This is a genomic window from Erythrobacter mangrovi (genome assembly GCF_013260645.1).
Lineage (GTDB): Bacteria > Pseudomonadota > Alphaproteobacteria > Sphingomonadales > Sphingomonadaceae > Qipengyuania > Qipengyuania mangrovi.
This window is the reverse complement of record NZ_CP053921.1, coordinates 89,770-112,516: the sequence shown is the minus strand read 5'-3', so window position 1 is coordinate 112,516 and position 22,747 is coordinate 89,770. Positions and strand designations below refer to the sequence as shown.

General features: G+C 63.6%; 21 protein-coding genes and 1 pseudogene. 10 read left to right on the top strand and 12 right to left on the bottom strand.

Annotation, left to right across the window (positions count from 1 at the left end; translation table 11 throughout):
- Positions 1–8: 8 nt before the first annotated feature.
- The 4 genes from HQR01_RS00595 to HQR01_RS00580 all read right to left on the bottom strand — a co-directional run bounded on the left by HQR01_RS00595 (position 9) and on the right by HQR01_RS00580 (position 5,015).
- Positions 9–797, bottom strand: coding sequence for an esterase/lipase family protein (locus HQR01_RS00595; RefSeq protein ID WP_234030204.1), 789 nt, complete (start codon positions 795–797; stop codon positions 9–11).
- A complete protein-coding gene (locus tag HQR01_RS00590; RefSeq protein ID WP_234030203.1) occupies positions 794–2,404 on the bottom strand; it encodes a WS/DGAT/MGAT family O-acyltransferase in 1,611 nt (536 codons plus the stop codon). The genes HQR01_RS00595 and HQR01_RS00590 overlap by 4 nt, the downstream gene beginning before the upstream one ends.
- A gap of 155 nt (positions 2,405–2,559) precedes the next feature.
- Positions 2,560–3,732, bottom strand: coding sequence for a BaiN/RdsA family NAD(P)/FAD-dependent oxidoreductase (locus HQR01_RS00585; RefSeq protein ID WP_173216017.1), 1,173 nt, complete (start codon positions 3,730–3,732; stop codon positions 2,560–2,562).
- 2 nt (positions 3,733–3,734) lie between these two features.
- Entirely contained in the window at positions 3,735–5,015 is a 1,281-nt protein-coding gene (locus tag HQR01_RS00580; RefSeq protein WP_173211873.1) for an APC family permease, read from the bottom strand.
- A gap of 62 nt (positions 5,016–5,077) precedes the next feature.
- Between HQR01_RS00580 and uvrC the strand changes: the two genes are divergently transcribed.
- Entirely contained in the window at positions 5,078–7,042 is a 1,965-nt protein-coding gene (gene uvrC / locus HQR01_RS00575) for an excinuclease ABC subunit UvrC (protein ID WP_173211872.1), read from the top strand.
- A gap of 48 nt (positions 7,043–7,090) precedes the next feature.
- On the opposite strand, the gene HQR01_RS00570 is transcribed toward uvrC, so the two are convergent.
- Genes HQR01_RS00570 through HQR01_RS00560 form a run of 3 tightly spaced genes read right to left on the bottom strand, consistent with a single transcriptional unit; the run spans position 7,091 to position 8,275 of the window.
- Positions 7,091–7,276: a hypothetical protein gene (locus HQR01_RS00570; protein WP_173211871.1), complete on the bottom strand. Its 186-nt coding sequence runs from the start codon at positions 7,274–7,276 to the stop codon at positions 7,091–7,093.
- 52 nt (positions 7,277–7,328) lie between these two features.
- Positions 7,329–7,961 carry an SdpI family protein gene (locus HQR01_RS00565; RefSeq protein WP_173211870.1) on the bottom strand — a complete coding sequence of 211 codons (633 nt, stop codon included), beginning with the start codon at positions 7,959–7,961 and terminating at the stop codon, positions 7,329–7,331.
- Positions 7,958–8,275: a metalloregulator ArsR/SmtB family transcription factor gene (locus HQR01_RS00560; protein WP_173211869.1), complete on the bottom strand. Its 318-nt coding sequence runs from the start codon at positions 8,273–8,275 to the stop codon at positions 7,958–7,960. The genes HQR01_RS00565 and HQR01_RS00560 overlap by 4 nt, the downstream gene beginning before the upstream one ends.
- Positions 8,276–8,455: 180 nt before the next feature.
- Here HQR01_RS00560 and HQR01_RS00555 point away from each other — a divergent pair, with 180 nt between their 5' ends.
- From HQR01_RS00555 to HQR01_RS00525, 7 genes and pseudogenes are all read left to right on the top strand, one after another.
- A complete protein-coding gene (locus HQR01_RS00555) occupies positions 8,456–9,049 on the top strand; it encodes a TetR/AcrR family transcriptional regulator (RefSeq protein WP_173211868.1) in 594 nt (197 codons plus the stop codon).
- A complete protein-coding gene (locus HQR01_RS00550; RefSeq protein WP_173211867.1) occupies positions 9,046–9,342 on the top strand; it encodes a YciI family protein in 297 nt (98 codons plus the stop codon). The genes HQR01_RS00555 and HQR01_RS00550 overlap by 4 nt, the downstream gene beginning before the upstream one ends.
- Positions 9,343–9,933 (top strand): DNA-3-methyladenine glycosylase I, encoded by a 591-nt coding sequence (locus HQR01_RS00545; protein ID WP_173211866.1) that lies wholly within the window; start codon positions 9,343–9,345, stop codon positions 9,931–9,933.
- A gap of 25 nt (positions 9,934–9,958) precedes the next feature.
- Positions 9,959–10,174 (top strand): annotated as a pseudogene (locus HQR01_RS00540) (helix-hairpin-helix domain-containing protein); the annotation flags it as partial.
- A gap of 141 nt (positions 10,175–10,315) precedes the next feature.
- Positions 10,316–10,864, top strand: a complete 549-nt coding sequence (locus HQR01_RS00535) for a hypothetical protein (RefSeq protein ID WP_173211865.1) — start codon at positions 10,316–10,318, stop codon at positions 10,862–10,864.
- Positions 10,865–10,866: 2 nt separating this feature from the next.
- Positions 10,867–12,399, top strand: coding sequence for a GMC family oxidoreductase (locus HQR01_RS00530; RefSeq protein ID WP_173211864.1), 1,533 nt, complete (start codon positions 10,867–10,869; stop codon positions 12,397–12,399).
- Between the two features lie 126 nt (positions 12,400–12,525).
- A complete protein-coding gene (locus HQR01_RS00525; protein ID WP_173211863.1) occupies positions 12,526–13,017 on the top strand; it encodes a hypothetical protein in 492 nt (163 codons plus the stop codon).
- A gap of 71 nt (positions 13,018–13,088) precedes the next feature.
- Here HQR01_RS00525 and HQR01_RS00520 read toward each other — a convergent pair whose 3' ends face one another.
- A complete protein-coding gene (locus HQR01_RS00520) occupies positions 13,089–13,883 on the bottom strand; it encodes a class II aldolase/adducin family protein (protein WP_173211862.1) in 795 nt (264 codons plus the stop codon).
- 10 nt (positions 13,884–13,893) lie between these two features.
- Positions 13,894–14,487, bottom strand: a complete 594-nt coding sequence (locus HQR01_RS00515) for an HD domain-containing protein (protein WP_173211861.1) — start codon at positions 14,485–14,487, stop codon at positions 13,894–13,896.
- A gap of 57 nt (positions 14,488–14,544) precedes the next feature.
- Here HQR01_RS00515 and HQR01_RS00510 point away from each other — a divergent pair, with 57 nt between their 5' ends.
- Positions 14,545–15,198, top strand: a complete 654-nt coding sequence (locus tag HQR01_RS00510; protein ID WP_173211860.1) for a Crp/Fnr family transcriptional regulator — start codon at positions 14,545–14,547, stop codon at positions 15,196–15,198.
- A gap of 7 nt (positions 15,199–15,205) precedes the next feature.
- Here the strand turns inward: HQR01_RS00510 and HQR01_RS00505 are convergent, their stop codons facing one another.
- A complete protein-coding gene (locus HQR01_RS00505) occupies positions 15,206–16,930 on the bottom strand; it encodes an alpha/beta fold hydrolase (RefSeq protein ID WP_173211859.1) in 1,725 nt (574 codons plus the stop codon).
- 150 nt (positions 16,931–17,080) lie between these two features.
- Here HQR01_RS00505 and HQR01_RS00500 point away from each other — a divergent pair, with 150 nt between their 5' ends.
- Positions 17,081–17,896, top strand: coding sequence for a universal stress protein (locus HQR01_RS00500; RefSeq protein WP_173211858.1), 816 nt, complete (start codon positions 17,081–17,083; stop codon positions 17,894–17,896).
- Positions 17,897–17,921: 25 nt separating this feature from the next.
- Here HQR01_RS00500 and HQR01_RS00495 read toward each other — a convergent pair whose 3' ends face one another.
- Positions 17,922–19,718: a DEAD/DEAH box helicase gene (locus HQR01_RS00495; RefSeq protein WP_173211857.1), complete on the bottom strand. Its 1,797-nt coding sequence runs from the start codon at positions 19,716–19,718 to the stop codon at positions 17,922–17,924.
- A gap of 126 nt (positions 19,719–19,844) precedes the next feature.
- The gene (locus HQR01_RS00490) at positions 19,845–22,517 is read right to left on the bottom strand and encodes a DEAD/DEAH box helicase family protein (RefSeq protein ID WP_173211856.1); all 2,673 of its coding nucleotides are present in this window, start codon (positions 22,515–22,517) and stop codon (positions 19,845–19,847) included.
- Positions 22,518–22,747 lie beyond the last annotated feature (230 nt).

Genomic DNA, 22,747 nt, shown 5'->3' with positions numbered 1-22,747 from the left:
GCTGGCGGTCAGTGCAGGCGCGACCTCGGGAAGATGAGGTTGGCGATCCCGCGCGGAGAGAACTTGCGCCATTGCCCCTCGGGCTGCGCCAGCCGATCCGCCACGGCAAAGGCGACGGCGGGGTTGACCCCCAGGCCGCAATGGCTGGCATAGACTTCGATATTCTCGCAATGTTCGTGGTCGCCTGCCTGGACCGATCCGCGCCAATGGACCACTCCATCGGCCTTGGTCAGGATCGAGGTCGTTGGCACCGGCGGGGCCTTGCCCAGCTCGCGAAACTGGCCCTCGCGCACCGGCTCGGGCTCGTTGCCGTTGAGGTATTCGAACAGCCGGCGGGCATTGGTGTGGCCACGATCGTCGCTGATCGGACTGCCCAGGCTGATCACCATGCGCACCTTCTCGGGCGCCAGCTTGGCCAGTTCGCGCGCGAAAACGCCGCCGAGGCTCCAGCCGACGATGCTGATCTTGCCGCCGGTGCGTTCGTGCAGCGTGTCGACGCAGGCCATCATCGCCGCGATGCGGGCATTGTCGACGCGGACATTGCGGCCAAGGTTCCAGCCGACCGCATCGTAGCCGAGGCTGCTGAGCAGCGAACGCAAGGGGGCGGTCGAAGTATCGGAGGCCATGAAGCCGGGCAGCACCAGCACCCCGTGTCCGTCACCCTTGGGCAGGCGGCGCATCAGCGGGCGCAGTGCGTAGAAGCTGGCGAGTTCGCCCATCGCGCGCGGCGGCTCGGTCAGCATCAACAGCGTGTGCGGAGGACGCGCCTCAGCCTCGATCGTGGTGGTTGCGTTCACGCCTTTGGTGTTCCTTTCCCTTTGCGGGCAGCCGTCTTGCGGCTGGCGACCCGCTTGGTGCCCTTGGCGGGCGTTTTCCTGCTTGTTGTAGTCCGCTTCGTAGCGGCGGGTTTCTTGGTTACCGATGCCTTCTTGGGTGCGGCCTTCGCGGGCCCCTCGGCCTTGGCCGCGGGGGCCGCCGCATTGGCGGCTTTCGCCGCGTCGCGCAGCTCGTGGAAACTGTCCTCGATACATTGCACGTAGAATTCAGGATCGGGCAGCAGCTCGCGACAGGCGGTGAAGGAAATCGTCGCCTCGTCGGTATAGCTTTGCACCACATGGCCAAGGCCGAGCCCGTCGGTCAGGCACAGCAGGCCCATCATGCTCTCAAGCCGCGCACCTGAGGAATAGATCGGCACCGGCGGCCCGGGGACATTGGTCACCACCGTCGAAAACACCGGGCCGACCCCGCGATTGGCAAGACCGAGGCGCGTATAGAGCTGCGCGCCAAGGCTCATCCACAGGGCCGGGCTGACCTTGCTCACTTCGGTCATGTTGCGCGCGCCCATGGCGTCGGTCATCGCCTTGGAATTGGTGGTGCGTTCATGGACGAATTGCATGCGCTCGAGCGGGTCTGCGATATGCGTGCCGAGCGGCGCGATCATCGCTGCGACCTGGTTGCCCATGTCGCCCTTCTCATCCTTCGCGCGGACCGAAATCGGCGCCATAGCGGTAAGCGTCTTCTTGGGCAGATCGTCCTTGGCCAGCAGGTATTTGCGCATGGCCCCGCCGATGATCGTCAGGAACACGTCATTGACCTTGGCGCCGGGCACCGCGTTGCGGATCGCCTTAATATCGGCAAGCGGAACGCTGCGTCCTTCGACCACGCGATGGCCTGAAATCGCCCGGTTGAAGCGGGTCTTGGGTGCGATCATCTCACCCGAGACATTGAATTCCTTGGCGACCAGCCCCTTGAGCGCCTTGGCCAGGCCGGGCGCGGCCTTGGCGGCGACTTCGATCTGCTTGAGCGGGTTGATGATGGCATTGAAGTAGCTCTTGCCCAGCAGTTCGACCGGATTGGGCACTTTCTCCGGCTTCCACGAATCCGGTGCCGTGGGCGGCGCTTCGTCGGGGCTCAAGGTATGCATCGCCTCCATCAGGTCGATGCCGCTCATCCCGTCGATCGCGGCATGGTGGACCTTGGTCACCATGGCGAAGCTACCCTTGGGCACGTTGGGGATGTTCTCCAGCCCTTCGACAACGGTGAATTCCCACGGCGGACGGGTGAGGTCGAGCGGCCGGGCGAAAATCCGCGCTGCCTGGATGCACAACTGGCGCCAATCGCCCGGCTTGGGCAGCGCGATGTGGCGGACGTGGTATTCCAGGTCGAATTCCGGATCCTCGATCCAATAGGGATAGTCGAGGTCGAAAGGCACGCGCACCAGCCGCTGGCGGATCGTCCGGCTGAGCTGCATACGGCTCTCGAAGAAGTTCAGGATATCCTTGAAGCGGACGAAGCCTCCGGGCGCGGTCTCCGGGTTGTAGATGAGGATCGAGCCGATGTGCATCGGCGAATTGCGCGTTTCCAGCGCGACGAAACTCGCATCCATCCCCTGGAGCTGGCGCATAGAAGTCCTTTCGCGCTACCGCTTCGCGACTTGAGCGCAGCGGGTAAATCCTCTCCCGGCCTGCTTGTTTCAGGTCCGAATGCTGCAGAAGCTAACACAGGGGGTGGGCGGGTCAACTTGCCGCCTAGGTCAAGCACTTCCCTAGCGGCGGCGGCCTAGAGCGCCTCGCCCGCGGCGACCGCGCTGGCCCAGGCCCACTGGAAGTTATAGCCGCCCAGCCAGCCGGTCACGTCGACTGCCTCACCAATCACGTAGAGACCGGGAATTCGCTTCGCTTCCATGGTCTTGGACGACAGTTCGGCGGTCGATATGCCGCCCACCGTGACCTCGGCCTTGGCGAAGCCTTCGGTGCCGTTGGGATGGAATTCCCAGCGGCCCAGGCGCTCACTGGCGGCGCGCAGGGCCTTGTCGGTCGCGTTCCCCAGTTCTCCCGGAATCCCCAGCTTTTCGGCGAGGATGTCGGCGAGGCGGTCGGGCAGGGCGTCGCGCAACAGGCTGCGCAAGGTGGCGCGGGGGTGGGTGCGCTTGCCGTCCAGCAGCCATTCCGGATTCCGCCCAGGCAAGAAATTCACGGCCACCGGATCGCCCGGCCGCCAGTAGGAGCTGACCTGCAGGATCGCCGGTCCGGACAGGCCGCGATGGGTAAACAGCGCCGCCTCGGCAAAGCTCGTCTTGTTGGCCGTCGCGATCACCGGGGCCGAGACACCCGAAATCTCGCGAAACAGCACCTCTTCCCCGCCAAGTGTCAGCGGCACCAGCGCGGGGCGCGGTTCGACGACCTTGAGCCCGAACTGGCGCGCAAGGTCATAGGCGAAGCCGGTTGCGCCCATCTTGGGGATCGAGGGACCCCCGGTGGCGATCACCAGCGCCGGTGCCGTGTAGCTGCCGTTCTGCGTGGTGACGGTGAAATCTCCATCATGCGCGACCGAAGCGATGCCTTCACCGCAACGCAGCTCGACGCCGCCCTTCGCGCATTCTTCCAGCAACATCGCGACGACCTGCTTGGCCGAGCCGTCGCAGAACAGCTGACCCAGCGTCTTTTCGTGCCAGGCGATATCGTAGCTTTCGACCAGCTCGAGGAAATCGCGCGGCGTGTAGCGGGCGAGGGCGCTCTTGGCGAAATGCGGATTGGCGCTGAGGTAGTTTGCCGGTCCGGCACCGATATTGGTGAAATTGCAGCGCCCGCCACCCGAGATGAGGATCTTCTTGCCCGGCGCTTCCGCCTTCTCGAGCACCAACACGCGCCGCCCGCGCTGCCCCGCACGTGCCGCGCACATCAGCCCGGCAGCGCCTGCGCCCAGGACGATTGCATCGTAGCTGTCGTTCATCGTCACGATGCCTCGGGCGCGATCCGCAATTCGCGCCGCGCGATCAGGTAGAGGAGCGTTCCCGCAGCGAACAGCGCACCGAACATCGTCCATGCGGTTCGGTCGGCATGGCTGGAGATCCAGACCGATGCGGTGATCGCCAGCAATGCAACCACAAGGTGGACCACATTGACCCGGCCTTCGCGACGGTCGAGAACCGGCAGTGCGGCAGCGCTGATGATGTAGGTCAGCATGCGGGTGAGCGTACTCGCCGCGGCAAGCCCCGCGAAGCCGCCCGTTGCCGCCAGCATTGCCGAGGCGACGCCATAGAAGACGATCGAGTTTGCCGGGGTGAGGAAGCGCGCGCTCACCTGTTCGAACCAGTGTGGCAGCATGCCTTGCTGCGCCATGCCGAACGCCATCCGTGGGACCACGATCAGGCTAGTGAAATTGTTCGCCGCGATCGAAAATCCGGCTGCGACAACGATCAGCATGGCGCCCCAGTCACCCAACGCGACCTTGGCGGCGGCTGCCAGCGCGCTTTCGCTGGTATCCGCCACGGGGTCGATCTTGAGATAGGCCCAGATAATCAGCGCGTAGATCGCCGTGACCGCCAGCAACACGGTCAACAGCACGCGGGGAATATCGCGCTTCGGATCGCGCACTTCTCCCGCAGGGACGGTCACATTCTCGAAGCCGGTGAAGGCATAGAACAGGAGGAGGATGACCACCTCGGCATCGCCGAACTGTGGCAGCACCACCGGACGCCCTGCGTATCCGCCAAACGCCGCTGCCAGTACGATGACCGCCAATGGCAAGAGCTTGAGCACGGTCAGCGCGCCAAGCGTTGCCACGGAGCCGCGCATGCCCAGCAGGCTGATCGCCATCAGCACCAATATCGCGGTGACGACCACGAAGGTGGTGACCATCGGTGAACCGAGCACCGGAAAGATCGCGGCGAAATAGGCCACCATGACGTGGGTATTCGCTGCAAGCGCGGCGATCCCCGCAGCATATCGCCCCCATCCGGCCTGGAAGCCGGCAAAGCTCCCGAACGCGGCCTTGCCGTAAAGCACCGGTCCGCCGCTGCCGTCGAAGCGCGCGGCCAGCCAGGCGAATACCAGCACGATTGGGAGGAAAATGATCCCGCCAAGAATCATCATCCACGGCGCAAACGTACCGACGGCGGCGGCCAGGATCGCGGGCAGGGCGAATATGCCCGAACCGATCATTCCGTTGATCTGGAAAAGCGAGCTACCCCAGAACCCGACCGTGCGCGGCGGTGCAATAGGTTTCCCGTTCATCGGCAGGGGGATGGCGGCAAACGCGACTTTGCACAAGCGCCCGTACCGCCTATCTCCCGCCCATGTCGCGCAGCAAGGCAGGTTCTCCCCCCGATCCCAGAGGCAAGGAGCGTTTCAATGAAGAACGCGCCACCTATACGGTTGCCAGCGCCCAGCCGGACCTGGAGGCGGGGATCGCCGCGATCCGCGAAACGGTGAAGACGCTCAAGCCCAAGCCGGGCGTCTATCGCATGCTCGATACGCGCGGCGACGTGCTCTATGTCGGCAAGGCGCGCAGCCTCAAGGCACGGGTGGCCAACTACACGCAGGTCAACGGGCTGACCAACCGCACGCTGCGGATGATCAGCCAGACGCGGGCGATGGAGATCGTCACCACCAATTCCGAGGCGGAGGCGCTGCTGCTCGAAGCGCAGCTGGTCAAACGCTACCGCCCGCCGTTCAACGTGCACCTGCGCGACGACAAGAGCTTTCCCTTCATCCTGTTGCGCGCCGATCACGAGTATCCGCGGATCCAGAAGCATCGTGGCGCGCGCAAGGCCAAGGGCAATTACTACGGCCCCTTCGCCAGCGCCGGATCGGTCAACAAGACGCTGAACGCGCTGCAGAAACTGTTCCTGCTGCGTAGCTGCAGCGACAGCTTCTTCAACAATCGCGACCGGCCTTGCCTGCTCTACCAGATCAAGCGCTGTTCGGCCCCCTGTGTCGGGCGGATCGACGAGGCGGGCTATGCCAGCCTGGTGCGCGAGGCGAAGGACTTCCTCGGCGGCAAGTCCAGCGCGGTGCAGCAGGATCTCGAGAAGCAGATGGCCAAGGCCGCGGAGGAGCTCGATTTCGAGACCGCCGCGATCCTGCGCGACCGGCTGCGCGCGGCGACCTTCATCCAGGGCAGCCAGGCGATCAATGCGCAAGGCGTGGGCGATGCCGATGTCTTTGCGCTGGCCACCAAGGGCGGGCAGGTTGGCGTGCAGGCCTTCTTCATCCGCGGCGGGCAGAACTGGGGCCACCGCACCTTCTACCCGCGCAACACCGGTGACCTCGAAATGGCCGAGGTACTCTCCAACGTCCTGCTGCAGTTCTACGAGGAGGTGCCCCCGCCGCGCACCATCCTGACCGACCGTGAACTGCCCGAGCAGGAACTGGTGGCCGAGGCGCTGGCGGCCAAGGCCGGCCACGCCGTGGCGATCTCGATCCCGCAGCGCGGCACGCGGCGCAAGCTGATGGAGCAGGCGCAGCGCAATGCCGTCGAGGCGCTCGACCGGCGGCTGGCCGAAACCGGCACCAAGGCTCGCATCCACCGCGAACTGGCCGAATTCCTCGAACTCGACGACGTGCCGCAACGGATCGAGATCTACGACAACAGCCATATCCAGGGCGACAAGGCGCTGGGCGCGATGGTCGTCGCCAGCCCCGAAGGGTTCGAGAAAGGTCAGTACCGCAAGTTCAACATCAAGACCGCGCAGACCAATGACGATTTCGGGATGATGCGCGAAGTGATGGAGCGGCGCTTCCGCAAGCTCGCCGAAACCGGCGACGGCGACGATGAGGCACCGAAGGGCAAGGGTCACGAAGCGATCTGGCCCGACCTCGTGCTGATCGACGGCGGCAAGGGCCAGATGAGCGCGGTGCGCGAGACGCTGCAGGAACTCGGGATCGAAAACGTCCCGCTGATCGCCATAGCCAAGGGCCCGCACCACGGGCGCGAGGGGCGCGAGGTGTTCCACTTCCCCGACGGGCGCGAGAAGACGCTGCCGGTCAACTCGCCGCTGCTGTTCTACCTCCAGACCCTGCGCGACGAGGTCCACCGCTTCGCCATCGGCGCGCACCGCGCCAAGCGCAGCCGCGCCATCACCGCTTCACCGCTTGACGAAATCCCCGGCATCGGTCCCGCGCGCAAGCGCGCGCTGCTGCTGCATTTTGGCACGGCCGGAAAGGTACGCGCGGCGGCGCTCGAAGACCTGCAACGCGCGCCGGGTATCAGCGAAGGCGTGGCGCAGCAGATCTACGACTTCTACCACGCGGGTGGGTAGCGAGGCGGGGCAATTTACCGGCGGGCGCGTCCCACCGAAGGGCGCCGATCAGGACAGGGACCTCTGCCACCGGACGATGTAGAAGGCGATCAGCAGCAGCCAGAACGGTATCACATTGCTTGGTTTGTCGACGGTGAAGGTCGCGACCACCATGGCAATCGCCCAAGCGATACCGATGAAGGCTGCGAAGCCTGGCTTCTTGAAGAGATCCTGGCTCAACAGGTTCCGGTTCATCGTTTAACTCCTTCGTAAATAGTAACTTTCCCTGGACTCCAGATCACTGGGCCTACTGGCTCGACAAGCTCCGCGAATAGAAAGCCGCCACACCGTTGATCAGCAGCAGGAGTACAATGTGCATCGTGATTACGGCGCTGGCTGGGAGGATCAGGAGAGCCGCCAGTCCAGCTGCCGAAACGAGGCAAAAGCCGAAGCCGACGAAGCGATGCGTCTTGGCCCAGATCCGTTCGTCGGCAAGCGTCCACGGGGTTCGAAACCCGAATGACGCGCCGGGCGCGATGGTTGTAGTGTAATTCCCGATCGCCAGGAAGAAGAGCATCTGAAACGCCGCGAAGCTGGTCGTCGCGCTTGCGACGGTGCTCACGCCCGTGCCCATCAGTCCCACATAGATTTGCAGGACCAGTGCCAGGGCAGGGCCAAACAGCACGGTAATGGCCAGTCGCACGTCACCCTTGTGGAGCGCTGTGCGAGACCAGAGCTGCAGGATGCCGCGAGGACGGGCTGCGAACATTGCCGCCGTGACGATTGCACCGAAGCCGGGGATGGCGAAGGGCCATAACGCCGGTGGGATTCGCAGCCTCTCGGCGAAGCGGATCTGCTCGAGACCAAGGTACTGGAACCAGAATCCGAGCAGGACCGCTACACCAAGCAAGGCGCAACCGATCTTGAACGTGTGCCTCATGCCGGCGCCTGTTCGTCGCTTGGCTCGTTGGCGAGGTGCTTGGCGTCTTCTCCGCTGCTGAGCAGCGACATCATGGCGCCGAGGGCTTCCTCCATGACAGTCATGTTCAGTCGGTAGAGGATCGAGACCCCTTCGCGTTGCGCAATCAGCAGTTCGGCATCCCGAAGCGCTGCGAAATGCGCGGACATGGTCGGCTTGGAAACATCGTAGTGCGCGGCAAGATCGCCCGCGGACATCGGGCGCTCCCGCAAACGGGAAACGATGTCGCGACGGATCGGGTGCGACAGGGCCTTCATGACTTGTCCAATCTTCATGTCCCTTATTTAGGTACATGGCTAATTAGAGTCAAGACTAATTCGGAATCCCTGCGCCGCTTGACCCTAGAGGATCGACTCGCTAGGTCTAGGACAAGTGTCCTAATCAGGGATCGCGGCCATGCGCTCGCCAATTGCAGGGCGACCGCGGATGACGGGAAACGGAACGAATACTGAGCAATGTCGACCCGCGATGCCATTGTCGAAGCTGCCGACAAGCTGTTCTACGAGAATGGCTTCGACCACACCTCTTTCGCGCATGTCGCGGAGGCGGTCGGCATTTCCCGGGGCAATTTCTATCACCATTTCAAGAGCAAGGACGAGATTCTCGAAGCCGTGATCGATCGGCGCGTGTCCGACAGGCTGGCGATGCTCGAACAATGGGACGGGGTCGGCGAGACCCCCCAGGCCCGGCTGGAGTGCTTCGTGCGCCTGCTGTCGACCAATCGCGAAAAGATCAGGCGCCACGGGTGCCCGCTTGGAACCTTGTCGAGCGAGCTGGCCAAGCTCGACCACCCGCTCGGACCCGAAGCGAAGCGGCTGTTCGACCTGTTCCGCAGCTGGATCCGGCGACAGATCGAAGCGTTTGGGCGGATCGAGGACGCCGACTTGCTGGCACTCCAGCTGCTGTCGATGAGCCAGGGAGCGACAACCCTCGCCAATGTCTATCCGGATGAAGCCATCCTTGATCTGGAAATCCAGCGCATGCTGGACTGGATCGCTGACCTTACCCCCAAACCCACCCCCCAAGCAGATCAGAAGGAACAGTCATGAAGGTTATTCTCATGCGCTTGAGCGAGAACTCAGGCGAGGCTCCGAAGCACATGGCGGCGCACAATGAATGGATCGCGAAGGGATTTGACGACGGGGTGTTCCTCCTGATCGGAAGCCTGCAATCGGCGAAGGGCGGGATGATCCTGGCGGCCGGTGAGGACAATGACGCCTTGCAAAGGCGCATCGCGGCCGATCCCTTCGTCAGGGAAGGCATCGTCGATGTCGAGTTGCACGATGCGAAACCTTTCAGGTCCGACCCACGCCTGAGCTTCATCCTCGAAGAGGCTGCGTGAATGGCGCAGGACACGGATCTATTTGTCGGGCCCGACGGGAAGCCGCGCTGCAAATGGAGCGGGGCGGCGCCCGAATTCCTCGACTATCACGACAAGGAATGGGGGCGGCCCGTCTTCGATGACATTCGCCTGTTCGAGAAGATCTGCCTCGAAGGCTTCCAGTCGGGATTGAGCTGGCGCACCATCCTGGCCAAGCGCGACAACTTCCGCGCCGCCTTCGCCGGGTTCGACTTCGACAAGGTCGCTGCCTTTGGCGAGGCTGACGTCGCGCTATTGCTCGACGACAAGGGCATTGTCCGCCACCGCGGCAAGATCGAGGCGGTCATCAACAATGCCAAGCGTGCCAGAGAGCTCGTCAAGAGCGAAGGCTCACTCTCGGACTTTTTCTGGCGCTTCAGGGAACCCGCGGATTCCGGCGTCCCGCCCCAGTCGAGATCGACCAGTCCGGAATCGATCGCCCTGTCGAAAGAACTCAAGCGGCGTGGGTGGAAGTTCGTGGGACCGACGACGATCTATGCCTTCATGCAGGCCATGGGTCTGATCAACGACCACTCGCTCGGCTGCGCGTTCCGAGGTGATGCTGATGGGTGAGCGACTGATCGGTCCAACCGGTTGAGTAGGCGTGCACTGCGCTAGCCGCAGTCGCGCGATCACCGCCTCACCGCTCGATGAAATCCCCGGCACCGGCCCAGCGCATAAACGCGCGCTGCTGCTGCATTTCGGTACGGCAGGGAAGCTACAGGCGGCGGCGCTGGAAGACCAGCAACGCGCACCCGGCATCAGCGAAGGCGTGGCGCAGCAGATCTGTGACTTCTGCCACGCGGGCTGGTGAGGGTGGCGTAATCCGCTAACGGCTCGATTGCAGACGTTTGTCGACGAGATACGTTCGGGATGCACGTCTCAAGCATAAATGAGCTCGATTTGTCCCGATCGGCCTTGTGGGTTAATCTCACCCTAGGGATCGCGAGAGTCGGTGCGCGGCGCAACTAAGGTCGCGTGCCGCAATCGAACGTTCGAGGGTGAAGTGCCCATAGCGACCCCATCCATTGATCGAAGGTCTTTCTTAGCATCATCGTCGGTCAGCGTCCTTGCTATCGCCATCGGCGGGTGTGGCGTCTCTTCGAGCATCGACGCCAGGCAAGAACAGGCTTTGCTGCAAATGGCGCAGCACCTTTATCCCCATGAAGGCCTGGCCAGCAGCGAGTTCAAGGCTTCCATTGCAGCCCTGGTATCTTCGGTTCGATCCGACCCGCAGCTGGCCGAGCGTGTCGGACAAGGGATCACGGCGCTCGACAAGCAAGCAGGTGGCGACTGGCTCCGTGCTGCCGGGCCTCGTCAAGCCGAGGCACTAGCCAGCCTAGAGCAGAGTTCATTTTTTACAGAAGTGCAGACAAAGGTTCGCGTCGAACTCTACAACCGGCCAGCCGCTTGGGAAATCATTGGTTATGAGGGTCCCTCGGTCGAGTATGGCGGTTATCTAGAGCGGGGCTACGATGACATTGACTGGCTTCCGGAGAAGTAGGGATGGCACAGCGATACGATCTGTCCGATGACAGCGTTGTTGTCGTAATCGGTTCGGGAGCTGGTGGTGGGACCGTTGCCAATGAGCTCGCGCAACGGGGCGTCGATGTCGTTTGCTTAGAAGCAGGTTCGCGACTGGAGATCTCCGACATCAGGAACGACCCGCCCTTTATGGACCAGGTGATGGGTTGGCATGACCGTCGTGAGGGTGCTCCCGTTTGGTTGTGCAAGACGGTGGGTGGTACCACCATGCGCTGGTCGGCAGTTTCGCCCCGCTTCAAGGATTTCGAGTTTCGGGCAAGGTCCACCTATGGCGCGATGGACGATACTACTCTGATCGACTGGCCACTTGGTTTGGATGAACTCGAGCCGTACTACGAGCTTGCTGAAACGAAAATGGGTGTTTCCGGCACTGGTGGGCGTCCACCATCGGCAGAAAACAACAATTACAAGGTGATGGCTGCTGGCGCGCATCGGATAGGATACCGCGATATTACCTCGAGCAACATCGCCATCAACTCGATCCCGTATGACAATCGCCCCGCGTGCCGCCAGATTGGCTTTTGCAATGACGGCTGTGCGATTGGTGCGAAATGGTCGACGCTCTACACCGAAATTCCCAAGGCAGAGGTGACCGGGCATTTCGAACTGCGTGCAAATTGCATGGCACTGAAGATCAATCATGACGCCAAGGGCAAGGTGACCGGGGTTGTGTACCAGGACGCCTCCGGCAATTTCCAAGAACAGAAGGCGCGCGTGATTTGCCTAGCTGCAAATGTGGTCGAGACGACCCGCCTATTGCTGCTTTCAGAATCGAACTTGTTTCCGAATGGACTGGCCAACAGTTCGGGCCAGGTCGGCAGGAACTACACTCGCCATATGGCCAATGGTCTTGCCGCAGTGATGCCCAAGCCGGTCCATTTCTATCGTGGTGCGCGCCAGGCAGGTATCATCAGAGATGAGCATCGCCATGATCCATCGCGCGGCTTTGCTGGCGGTTATCTTTTCCAGACTTCCGCCGGTCCACCGGAATGGCTTTCGGAATTCGCGGGATGGGGGGAGACTGCAGCAGAATGGATGGAGCAGTTCAATCACTTTGCGTCAGTGTTCTTGGTTGGCGAAGATCCGCCGCAGGCCAGCAACTGGATTTACCTGCATCCAACGGAGAAGGACGAGCGGGGCCTACCAGTACCAGTTCTGGAGTATGCCCATCATCCGAATACCACGGCGATGCTCTCTCATGCCGATCGCAAGGCGCGCGAGCTCTTCGCCGCACTGGGCGGGAAAGACATTCGTGGCGACACGGATAAATTGGGTGGGGGATGCCACAATATGGGTGTCGCCCGGATGAGCGTGGATCCCCGCGATGGGGTGACCAACCGCTGGGGGCGCGCTCACGACGTTTCCAATCTCTATATCTCTGATGGCAGCGTGTTCACCACCAGCGCTGCACCAAATCCCACTCTGACAATCGTCGCACTGGCCATCCGTCAAGCCGAGCATATTGCCGCAAGCATGTCGCGAGGCGATCTATAGCCATGATCAGGTGGTAGGATTGGCGGAATCGGCCAATATCCGCCTTCCACCCAATAGCCGAACATCCTCACGATCTATCCGGCCCCAACTTTCCTACACCCCCCGATCCGTGCCCTAAGCTTGTGGATGAAGCATTACCTCCCGCGCACCCCGCAGGTCCGTACGCCGCCCATTGCCATCCCGCCGTTCCACGCCGTGCCAGTGCGCATTCGTGCAGACGGGTGGACGCCGCTGCGGCAGGCGGAGTTTATCGGGCATCTGGCCGCCACGCGCTCGATCGCCGCGGCGGCGCGAAAGGCGTCGATGGCGCGCGAGACCGCCTATCGCTTGCGTGATCGGCCCGGAGCGGAGGGGTTTGCGGCGGCGTGGGATGTTGCGCTGGCGCGTCCGGGATCCGAGGCGGGGAGGGCGCAACTGCTCGCGGCGCTGAGGGCGGCGCGCGATGCGGTGAAGCCTTCGCGGAAGGTCACAGTCGAGCAGCTCACATGGCGGGTCGAGACCGGGCTGTGGCAGGTGTTCCTGCAGTGCGGGCGCTATGCCGGGGTACGCCGAAACCCTGACAATTCCGCGCTTCTCGCGCTGCTTGCCCGCACCCGCCGCGCGCAGGTGGCGGAATGATGGTGGCGGAAGGTCACGCATTTCCAGCGCGCGGTTCGTGTTCCATCACGCCCCGCGCGCCTTGCCAATCCTCAGTTGCGGAAGCTCGGGTCGATCCGGTCGAGCTTGCGCAGCAGTGCCGGCCAGGCGAGCTTGTTGGCGATCGGGGCCATGCCGTCTTCGGGCGTCTGGTTCTTGACCTTCTCGGGCGTGCCCTGCGGCGGGTTGTGCAGCCCGTCGCGGCCCGCGGCGAGCATGCGGACCTGCGCATCGCAGGCGCGTTCGAGGAAGTAGAGCCGCAGGAAGCATTCGGCCACGGTCTTGCCGATGGTCAGCGTGCCGTGGTTGCGCAGGATCATCGAGTGGCAATTGCCCATGTCCTCGACCAGCCGCTCGCGCTCCTCGAGGTCGGTCGCGATGCCCTCATACTCGTGGTAGGCAAGATCGCCCTTGGCGACCATCGCGGTCTGGGTGTGGTCCATCAGCCCTTCGGCCATGGCGCTGACCGCCTGGCCCGAGGGCGTGTGCAGGTGCATCACCGCATGCGCATCCTCACAATTCATGTGCAGCGCCGAATGGATGGTGAAGCCCGCGGGATTGACCGGGTGCGCGGTCGGCAGGACGGGGTTGCCGTCGACGTCGATCTTGACCAGCGAGGACGCGGTGATCTCGTCGAACATCATGTCATAGGGATTGATCAGGAAATGATGCTCGGGCCCCGGCACGCGGGCCGAAAGGTGGGTGAAGATCAGATCGTCCCAGCCATACATCGCGACGAGGCGATAGGCGGCGGCGAGGTCGACGCGGACCTGCCATTCCTCTTCGCTCACGGCGCCGCGGATATGGCTGTCGTCGGTAACGGACTGCATTTCGAGTACGGTGGCCATGCTGCTCTCCTCAGTTCTGTTCCATTGCCGACTTGTAGATGCTGCTGCGCGGCCGTTCGAACAGGCGCATCACCATCGGCTCGAAGAACTCCAGCGGTTCGCTGTCGTAGTCCGGATCGAAGGCCGGGCAGTCGTATTTGTCGATGAACTCGCGCGTCGCCTCGAAATAGGGCGAATCCCGGAAACGGTCGCGCATGTCCGGATCGAGCCCGACGAAGTGGAAGAAGTTGTTGCCCTGGAAGATCGCGTGATGCTTGACGATCCAGTGAAGCTCTTCGGAAACGAAGGGCTGCAGGATTGCCGCGGCGATATCGGCATGGTTGTAGGCGCCCAACGTGTCGCCGATGTCGTGCAGCAGCGCCATGACCACGTAATCCTCGGGCTTGCCGTCGCGATAGGCGCGGGTGGCAGTCTGCAGGCAATGGGTCAGGCGATCGACCGGGAAACCGCCGAAATCGCCGTCGAGCAGCTTGAGGTGCTGGAGGATCCGCGCCCCGCCGTTTTCGGCGAAGGGCTTCATATGCGTCATGATGATGTCCCAGTCTTCCTGGGTTCCTTCGGTCATGGTGCGGAAGGCTGCGGTCTTCTCGATCACTTCGGTCATCGGGCGGTCCTCTCCATCTGTTGCGAATCACCTTCTACGCGCGCATTGAAGCGAAGAATGCAAAGAACTTATCATTTCGCCGAAATGCAGCCCACCCGCGCCGAAGGGGACATCTTCGCCGCGCTGGTATCAATCGGGCACCGGCGGCGCTTCGCTTCGGGCACGCAGGTGCTGCACCGGGGCGATCCCGGCACGGGCTTCTGGCTGATCGAGAGCGGGCATGTGATGGCCTGTCGCTTCGGGCCGGAGGGGGAACGCACGCTCTTCGCGGTGCTGGGGCCGGGCGACCTGATCGGCGAACTGGCCTGCTTTGCCGGCCTGACCCAGCAGGTCCATGCGATCACCGAAGGCGAGGCATCGCTGGTGTGGATCGACATGGTGCAGGTCGACCGGCTGCTGGCCGATGGGCCGCATTTCGCCAAATGGATGCTCAGCGCGCTGGCCAACAAGCTGCGCACCGCGCTGGACCGGGTGGAGGGGGACCACAACCTGCCGGCGCAAGCGCGGATCGCGCGGGTGCTGGCCGATGTCGCCAAGCGCGAGGGGCCCGAGCTGGAGATCACCCAGCAGCAGCTGGCGGACTATGTCGGCGTGTCGCGCGTGACCGCCGGGCAGGTGCTCGCCCGCTTCGCTGCCGACGGCCTGGTCGAGCGTCGCTATGGCCGCCTGCGCGTGGTCCGGGCCGAAGCTCTGGCGGGCTATTCGGGTTAGGGAGCGGTCACGCCTGCGTGGCGGTTCCGGCGACGACGTAGAGCGTGACCAACAGCCCGGCGATCAGTCCCGCCGGGCGATAGCTGCCGGTGCGCTGCCAGGTGAAGGTGCCGATAATCGCCAATGCCGTCAGCACGGGGACGAATTGCAGCGCGATGACCGTGCTCAGCGGATCGAAGGCGGTGATCAGCGTCCCGGTGGTCAGCAGCACGCCGTAGATGATCGCGAGCATCAATGCGATGCCGCCGGACAGGGCAAGAATGGCGGTGACGTAACGCTTCGCCGTGCTTTCGCCCGCCAGCGTGAGGCCCGCGAGCGAGCGCATCGTGACGAGGAAGGCCAGCGTCAGCGGAACGACATAGATCGCGGAGATGCCCCATTGGGCAGCACTAGGGAATTTGATTGCCACCACCCACAATCTCAGGTCGGTGACGAACAGCCGACCGACCAGCCAGACGAGGAAGTAACCGATCGCTACTGTCGCCAGGGCGAGGGCCAGCGAGCGTAGCCAGTCGGCCTTGCGATCTTCCATCGTCCGGCGGGTGAACCATCCGATTGCGAAGCTGATGCCGGCCCCCAGCAGGGCCCAGGCGGTCACCTGCGTCGTCACAACCTGCGGCAGCGCCGGCGACGGGGGGACGAACAGGTAGATCAGCCCGAATACTGGGAAGAACAGCACGGCAGGAAGGATGCTGGCGAGCGCGAAGTCACGCCACCAGCGCTTGTCACGCTTCTCCCGCGCTTCGCGGGGTGCGGCGCGAAGAGGCGTGAAGAAGGGAAAGTGGAGCAGCAAATCGATGCTTCCCAGGATGACCATGACGAAGCCGACCAGTCCGATCCCGGTGCCCGCTTCCTTCCAGAACCAGGTCTGGTCGCTCGCGGGCAGGGGCCTGCCACCTTCCAGCGTTGCGGCGAACCAGTCGACCGCGTCACCGATCGCCTCGCGCGAGAAGTGGTCGCCCGGATGCGTCGTTGCGGGCTGGGTGAGCTTGCGCGCGGTGCCCGCGGCGATGTCGCCATAGACACGACCCGCCACCACAGGCTTGTCGGTTCCGAAGACCGCCTGCAGCTTGGCGCTGTGGCCAACGTCGCCCGCGCGGTCGACGCCCCACATGATCTGCGCAAACTCATCGTAGCGGCTGAACACCAGGCCGAGGTTGCGCGGCCATTCGGGCGAACCCTCCTGCGCGAAGGGCGCGCCGGTCGAAGAACCTTCGAGTACCACCGCCTTGTATGCATCGGGCATGGCCGCCGCGGCGGCGAGGACAGTCCAGCCGCCCATGCTGTGCCCCTCAAGCCCGATATTATCCGTGTCGACCATCGGCAACGAACGGAGATAGGCCAGTCCGTCGGGCCCGCCGAAGCCGTTGGAGAAGGCGGGCCCCTTGCTATAGCCGTGACCCGTCTGGTCGAGCGCCAGAACGACATAGCCGCGCCGTGCGAACTCGATCGCGAACCCATCCTGCGTCTCACGCGAGTTGATGTAGCCGTGGACCGCCAGAATACTGGGGGCGGGGGTCTGCGGCGTGGCATTTTCGGGGACGTAGAGCAGGGCACTCATCTGCTTACCGTCGGCGCCGGCAAAGCGAACGTCGGTGACTGTGGTGCCGCCTGCGCCGCGGATCGAAGCGGCCAGGAATCCGCCGGCCAGGACCAGCGCCAATCCAAGGATCAGCAGCCACCATTTTGGACGGTCCAGCGGCTTTTGCGAAGGCACGGTATCTGCGGTCATCGAACTCTCCCCCGCAGGGGCTTAACGAACGGGCGACTGCTTGCACAATCCCCATCCTATGCAACCCGCGGTTTGATCGACATCAATGAAGCGCGAGCCAAGCGGTCTAGTTTAAGATATATCGAGTCCCTTGAATCCAAGGAGGTTGCGGTGCGTTCGATCCTTCTCCACGTGGAAAACACCCCGGCCTTTGAGGACCGGTTCCAATATGCGCTCGACTTGGCGCGCCATTTCCGCGGGCACCTGTCGTGTTTCCAGGGAATAAGCATGGAGGCGATGGTTTCGGCCGATTTCGCCGGTGTCGGCACGGGTATGGTGCTCGACTCCCTGCGCGAGGCGGCAGACGAGCACCGCGCCAAGGTGGAGGCTGCGCTGGGGCAGGAGGACGTACCGTGGGACTGGGAAACCGCCTATGGCCGCGAGGTCGCCAATCTTCAGCGTAGGGCTGCGCTCAGCGATGTGGTCGTCATGGGGCCGCTGGGCTGGGGCAAGGACGGCAGAGGGGCCTCGCCGGTGGTCGCCGAGCTGGTGCTGGCGGTCGAAACGCCGATCCTGTTCGTGCCGCAGGGATGCAGCAGCTTTGATGCCACGCACCCCGCGCTGGTTGCCTGGAACGGCTCGCGCGAGGCCGGCAATGCCCTGCGCTTCGCCGTTCCGCTGCTGCGCGAGGCGAACGCGGTCTATCTCGCCAGCGTCGAAGAACCGAGCAAGGAAGGGCGGGTCGAACTGCCCGACACCGATGGTGCGGCCTATCTCAGCCGTCATGGCATTTCGAGCACGATTGTCGAGCTCGACCATAGCGACGGGACGGTGGCGTATACGCTCGTACGCGCCGCGAAACTGCGTGACTGCGGGCTGATGGTGATGGGCGCCTATGGTCACTCACGCCTGGCCGAGCTGCTGCTCGGCGGCGTGACCCGCAGCATGTTGGCCGAACCGACAATACCCCTGCTGCTCGCCCACTGACCAGAGCGGGCGGGGCCGGAGCCGATTACTTCGTCGGTTTGCGCCCCTTGCCCTTGAAGCCCGGCTTGGGCTTGCCGGAGAAGGGCTTGCCGCCGCCGGGCTTGCCCTTGAACGGAGCGCCGGGGCCGGGGCGCTTGCCCGGACCGGCGCCGAGCGGACGCGGGGAGACGCGCGGGCCGCCGTGCTTGCGGTTCTCGCGCGCTTCGACGCGCGGACCTTCGGGCGCCTCGACGATCGCGATCGCGTCCTGCTCGTCCTCGGGCGAGGCGGTACGCGCCACGGCATCGGCGAACTTGGCCGCGACCGGGCGCGGGATCTGGAACCAGCTTTCGTGCTGGCCGATACGGATCGCCCCGATCTCGTTGCGGGTGATGTGCCCGCGGCGACAGATCAGTGGCAGGATCCAGCGCGGCTCGGCACTCTGGCGGCGGCCCACGCCGATCTTGAACCACACCACGTCCTCGAAGCCGGGGCGGTGGCGTTCCGCCTTGGCCTGCTCGCGCGCCTCGGGGGTGTTGGCGAGCAGTTCTTCGGGCTGCGGCAGTTCGGCGCGGTGCGAATGGACCAGCGCCGCGGCGATATCTTCGGGCGGCATGCGCTTCAGCAGCTCGGCTGCCAGCTCGCGATCGTCCTCGTCGAACTCGCGCGGCTCGGTGATCCGCTCGATCAGGCGGGTGCGGTCGCGCTTGCGGATCGCTTCGGCCGAAGGCGCGTCGAGCCACTCCGCCTCGATCCGCGCGCCGCGCAGCATGCTCTCGATGCGCTTGCGGCGGTTGTAGGGAACGATCAGCGCCGCGGTGCCCTTCTTGCCCGCGCGCCCGGTGCGACCCGAACGGTGCTGCAGCGTCTCGGCATCGCGCGGAATCTCGACATGGACCACCAGGCTGAGGCTGGGCAGGTCGATCCCGCGCGCGGCGACATCGGTCGCCACGCAAACCCGTGCGCGCCGGTCACGCAGCGCCTGCAACGCCTGGTTGCGCTCGCTCTGCGAATGCTCGCCCGAAAGCGCCACCACGCCGAAGCCGCGGTTCTGCAATGTCGCGTGGAGCCGGCGGACGCTGTCGCGCGTGGCGCAGAAACAGATCGCCGTCTCGGCCTCGTGGAAGCGCAGCAGATTGACCACCGCGTTCTCGATCTCCGACGGGCCGACGGTGACGCACTGATAGGCGATATCGCCGTGCCCGCGCGTCTCGCCCGCCAGCGACAGCCGCAGCGCATCGCGCTGGTAGCGTTCGGCCAATCGCACGATGGCGGGCGGCATGGTGGCGGAAAACAGCAGCGTGCGGCGGCCATCGGGCGTCGCGTCGAGGATTTCCTCGAGATCCTCGCGGAAGCCCATGTCGAGCATCTCGTCCGCTTCGTCGAGCACCACGCCGATCAGGCCGGAGAGGTCGAGCGCACCGCGTTCGATATGGTCGCGCAGGCGCCCCGGCGTGCCGACCACGATGGCCGGTCCGCCGCGCAGCGCACGGCGTTCCTTGCTCGCATCCATGCCGCCGACGCAGGTGGCGATGCGCAGGCCCGCACCGGCAAAGAGCCAGCCGAGCTCGCGGCTGACCTGCAGCGCCAGTTCGCGCGTGGGGGCGATCACCAGCGCCAGTGGCTGTTCGCACAGCGGCGAGCCGCCCAGTTCGCCGAGCAGTTCGTCGGCGAGGGCAAGGCCGAAGGCGACGGTCTTGCCGCTGCCGGTCTGCGCGGAAACGATCAGGTCGCGTCCGGCGACCTCGGGATCGGTGACCGCGGCCTGGACCGGGGTGAGGGTTTCATAGCCGCGAGCGGCCAATGCATCGCCGAGCAGTGGCGGAAGGGATTCGAAGGACATGGATACTCGTTTTCATCGCGGCGCGGCGGTGCAGGGGGCACGGCGCAGGCGCTCGTCGAGCGGCCCCATAGCGAAGTTTGCACGATTTGGCTTGCGCTTTTTTGCAGGTGCGAAGGGGGCCTGTGGTCAGCGCCAGTCCGAGCGACGCTCAACCGCTCTTTGCATCCCAGCCGCAAGCGAGGCACGCCGCGCCAGGAGCAGAGCTTGACGTCCTTCTTCACTGCGAGTTGCCAAAGCCTTGCAAGGCCCCACCCGAGCCGACCATTCGCGGGCAAAACTCTCGGCCGCTGCTTTGTTCTTGGAGAATACTGCGGGGATGGCATGATAGTCCTTGCCGTCCCGGATGAGACCACCCTTCCGTACCAGCAAGTATCGTGGGTTCTGGATTGGCCCAAGAAGCTCGACCACCGCATCCATCGCCAGGATGTCGGCGTTGCGGCTTAGGCCATCGAAACAGAGTGTACGGCTTCCATCCAGCCCAGCCGCCACAAGGACCTGGGCGTCGCTGTATTCCTGGTGATCAAGGAACCCGGCGTTGCGCAAGCCGACTAGTACCATCTCGCCCACCTGACGCAGACTATTTTCGAGGCTGCCGTTGCGCAGGGCCAGGTACAACGCCCTGGCAAGCCTAGGGAGCGTTGCGATCGTTGCGGTAGTAGCTACTCCTGTCAGCAGTACGAGGAAGGGCTTGGTTCCGAGAGAATTCAAGAGTCCGTAGGAACCAGCCATCGCCCCGCTGGCCAATCCGGAGGTTACGACTGAGTTGATGGTATTGCGCCATACGAGGCGCCGTGGTGTGTGCCGTGGCGCGGCGACTTCGCGGACATGCGCACGCGAAGGAGCATCGCCAAGCGAAGTAGCCCAATCGCGCGCGATACCCGCGCGATCGGCTGCGCGAGCGAAGGTCGCCGCATTGGCTGCCTGAAGCGTTTCGTGATCCGCCAGTGCCAAGCGAGCCAAACCCGTCCCTATTCGCATTGTGCCATCGTTGGAGATTCCTGCGTAGGCATCAAACCGGCGTTCCAGCAGTTTGATGTCGGCGGTGACCGCGGCCCCATCGGCAATACCGCCCCATTCGAGATTCTCGACAAGCCTGCCCATCGACCCGATCGCTGAAGGGTCAGTGAGAGTCGCCAGATGCCAGATGTTGGAGACCTTGCCTGGTCGATGCGGGTCGATGCGAATGGCCCGCCCGCGCATCTGGTTGGACAGCATATAGCTCGCCGAATTGCTAGCAAGAACCAAGCTGTTGATCGCAGGTGCATCCCAGCCTTCTCCCAATAGCGCCTGGGTGCCGACGAGGACGGTAATATCTCCTCGCTGAAACAGCTCCGTCACCAGTCCGACCAGCGCTCTCTTGCCATTGCCACTGGCGGTCACGATCCGATGCGTAATGCAATGGGGGAGTGCGCGAGTGTTCAGCTCATCCCTCGGGATGCCACGATCCGCACCCAGATTAGTCAATGCATCGCTAGCTCGGACGGGAAGAATAACGAGTGTCCCGGTCAGAACCCCAATGCTCTGCCCCGGCAGATCTTTGCGTCGCAAGGTTTCGAAGATTGTGGCTACGCCGATCTTGGCGGGCTCAAACTTGGCCGATGGTCTGTTGGGCAGGTCGGCACCGCGCACATGGTCGGCCAGCACCAGCATCCGCAGTTCGTTACGACATTGTCGAGCCTCGGCTTCGGCAATGACCGCTATGCTGGTCAACTTTACACGATCGCCCGCCATCATCCTTACGATCCGCTTGGTCTCACCAAGCTTGACCCGATCGCCTTCGATCAACCCGCTTCGATGCAGCCGGTTGATCAATACTCTGCGGGCCCCGACGTCGAGAGGAGACGTTTCGCCCAAATCGTACAACAGCGCATTGAGCAGGGCTTCGAACCAACGCGCTGTCTGCATGGGTACCGATTTTACGTCGACACCAAGCAGACGCAGCGCATCCTTCGGCAACTCGCGTCCGATGGCGTGGAGATGGACGAGCATCGAGGAAAGGATCGTCGGGTTATCGAGAATCGGCTCGAGGTGATCGAGCGGTCGGAGCAACCACGGGTGGTTTTCTATGCCATCGGCAAGCGTGGCATCAGCCCTGATCATTTGCACGATATCGGAGACCGCTTCGCGGCGTGCATCGAGCAAGGCCAGCAGGTCGTCGCTGGGTCTCGACAGGACGACGTGATCCTGATGCGGGCAGAGGTCACCGTTTCGGACTAGTTCCGGGATACCGATCTCAAGATCGATCGGTCCGCATGCACTTTCGAAACGCCGCCATTCTGCAAGCGGAGCATCATACGGCGGGGTAGCGGTAAGCGAGACGACCTTTGCGTCGCCCAGCTCTTCAATCAACATGTCAAGTGCACGCCACCATTCCTGTCGCAAATGATGCGCTTCATCGAGCACTAGCGTGACAGGAGCATTCGCTCTCGCCCAAGCAAGCAAGATCTCGATCCTGTCCTTCCCGCTGTCGGCGTGGATCGCGTGGAGTGCCTGGTACGTCGCGCAGGTAATTGTGGCCGGGGCCTCGAGCGAGAATGACACGAAGCTCTCGTCCGGCCGATTGGCCATGAACAGAGGGACAAGGCGTGCGGCCCACTGATCACGGATCGTCAGTGATGGAGCGAGCACTATTGCCGGGCGACCGAGCCGCCGAACCAGTTCCAGCCCGAGTACCGTCTTGCCCGATCCGGGAGCGGCGACGATGTTGATACGATCATCTGCCAGATGGTGATCGAATTCATCGAGCACGCGTTGCTGATAGTCGCGCCATGTCCCGCTGAAATGCATCGCCTCGAGCATGATCCTTCCATGCCCGGTAAGCTGCTGGCTGCAAAGCGAATCTCTGGTTTCGGCTGCGGGTTCGGCGTTTTCCTACATTCCCACCCGGTGTTAGCTTCACATCGGCTCTTTCACACCGTCGATCCGCGCACATCGTCGCCAAGTTTGCGGGCGAAAGATGACTTCTATCGTTCACTCGCGTGAGTTTAGGCAAATTCGCGAGACTGCGTTCAGGCAGGAATTCCGTAGCC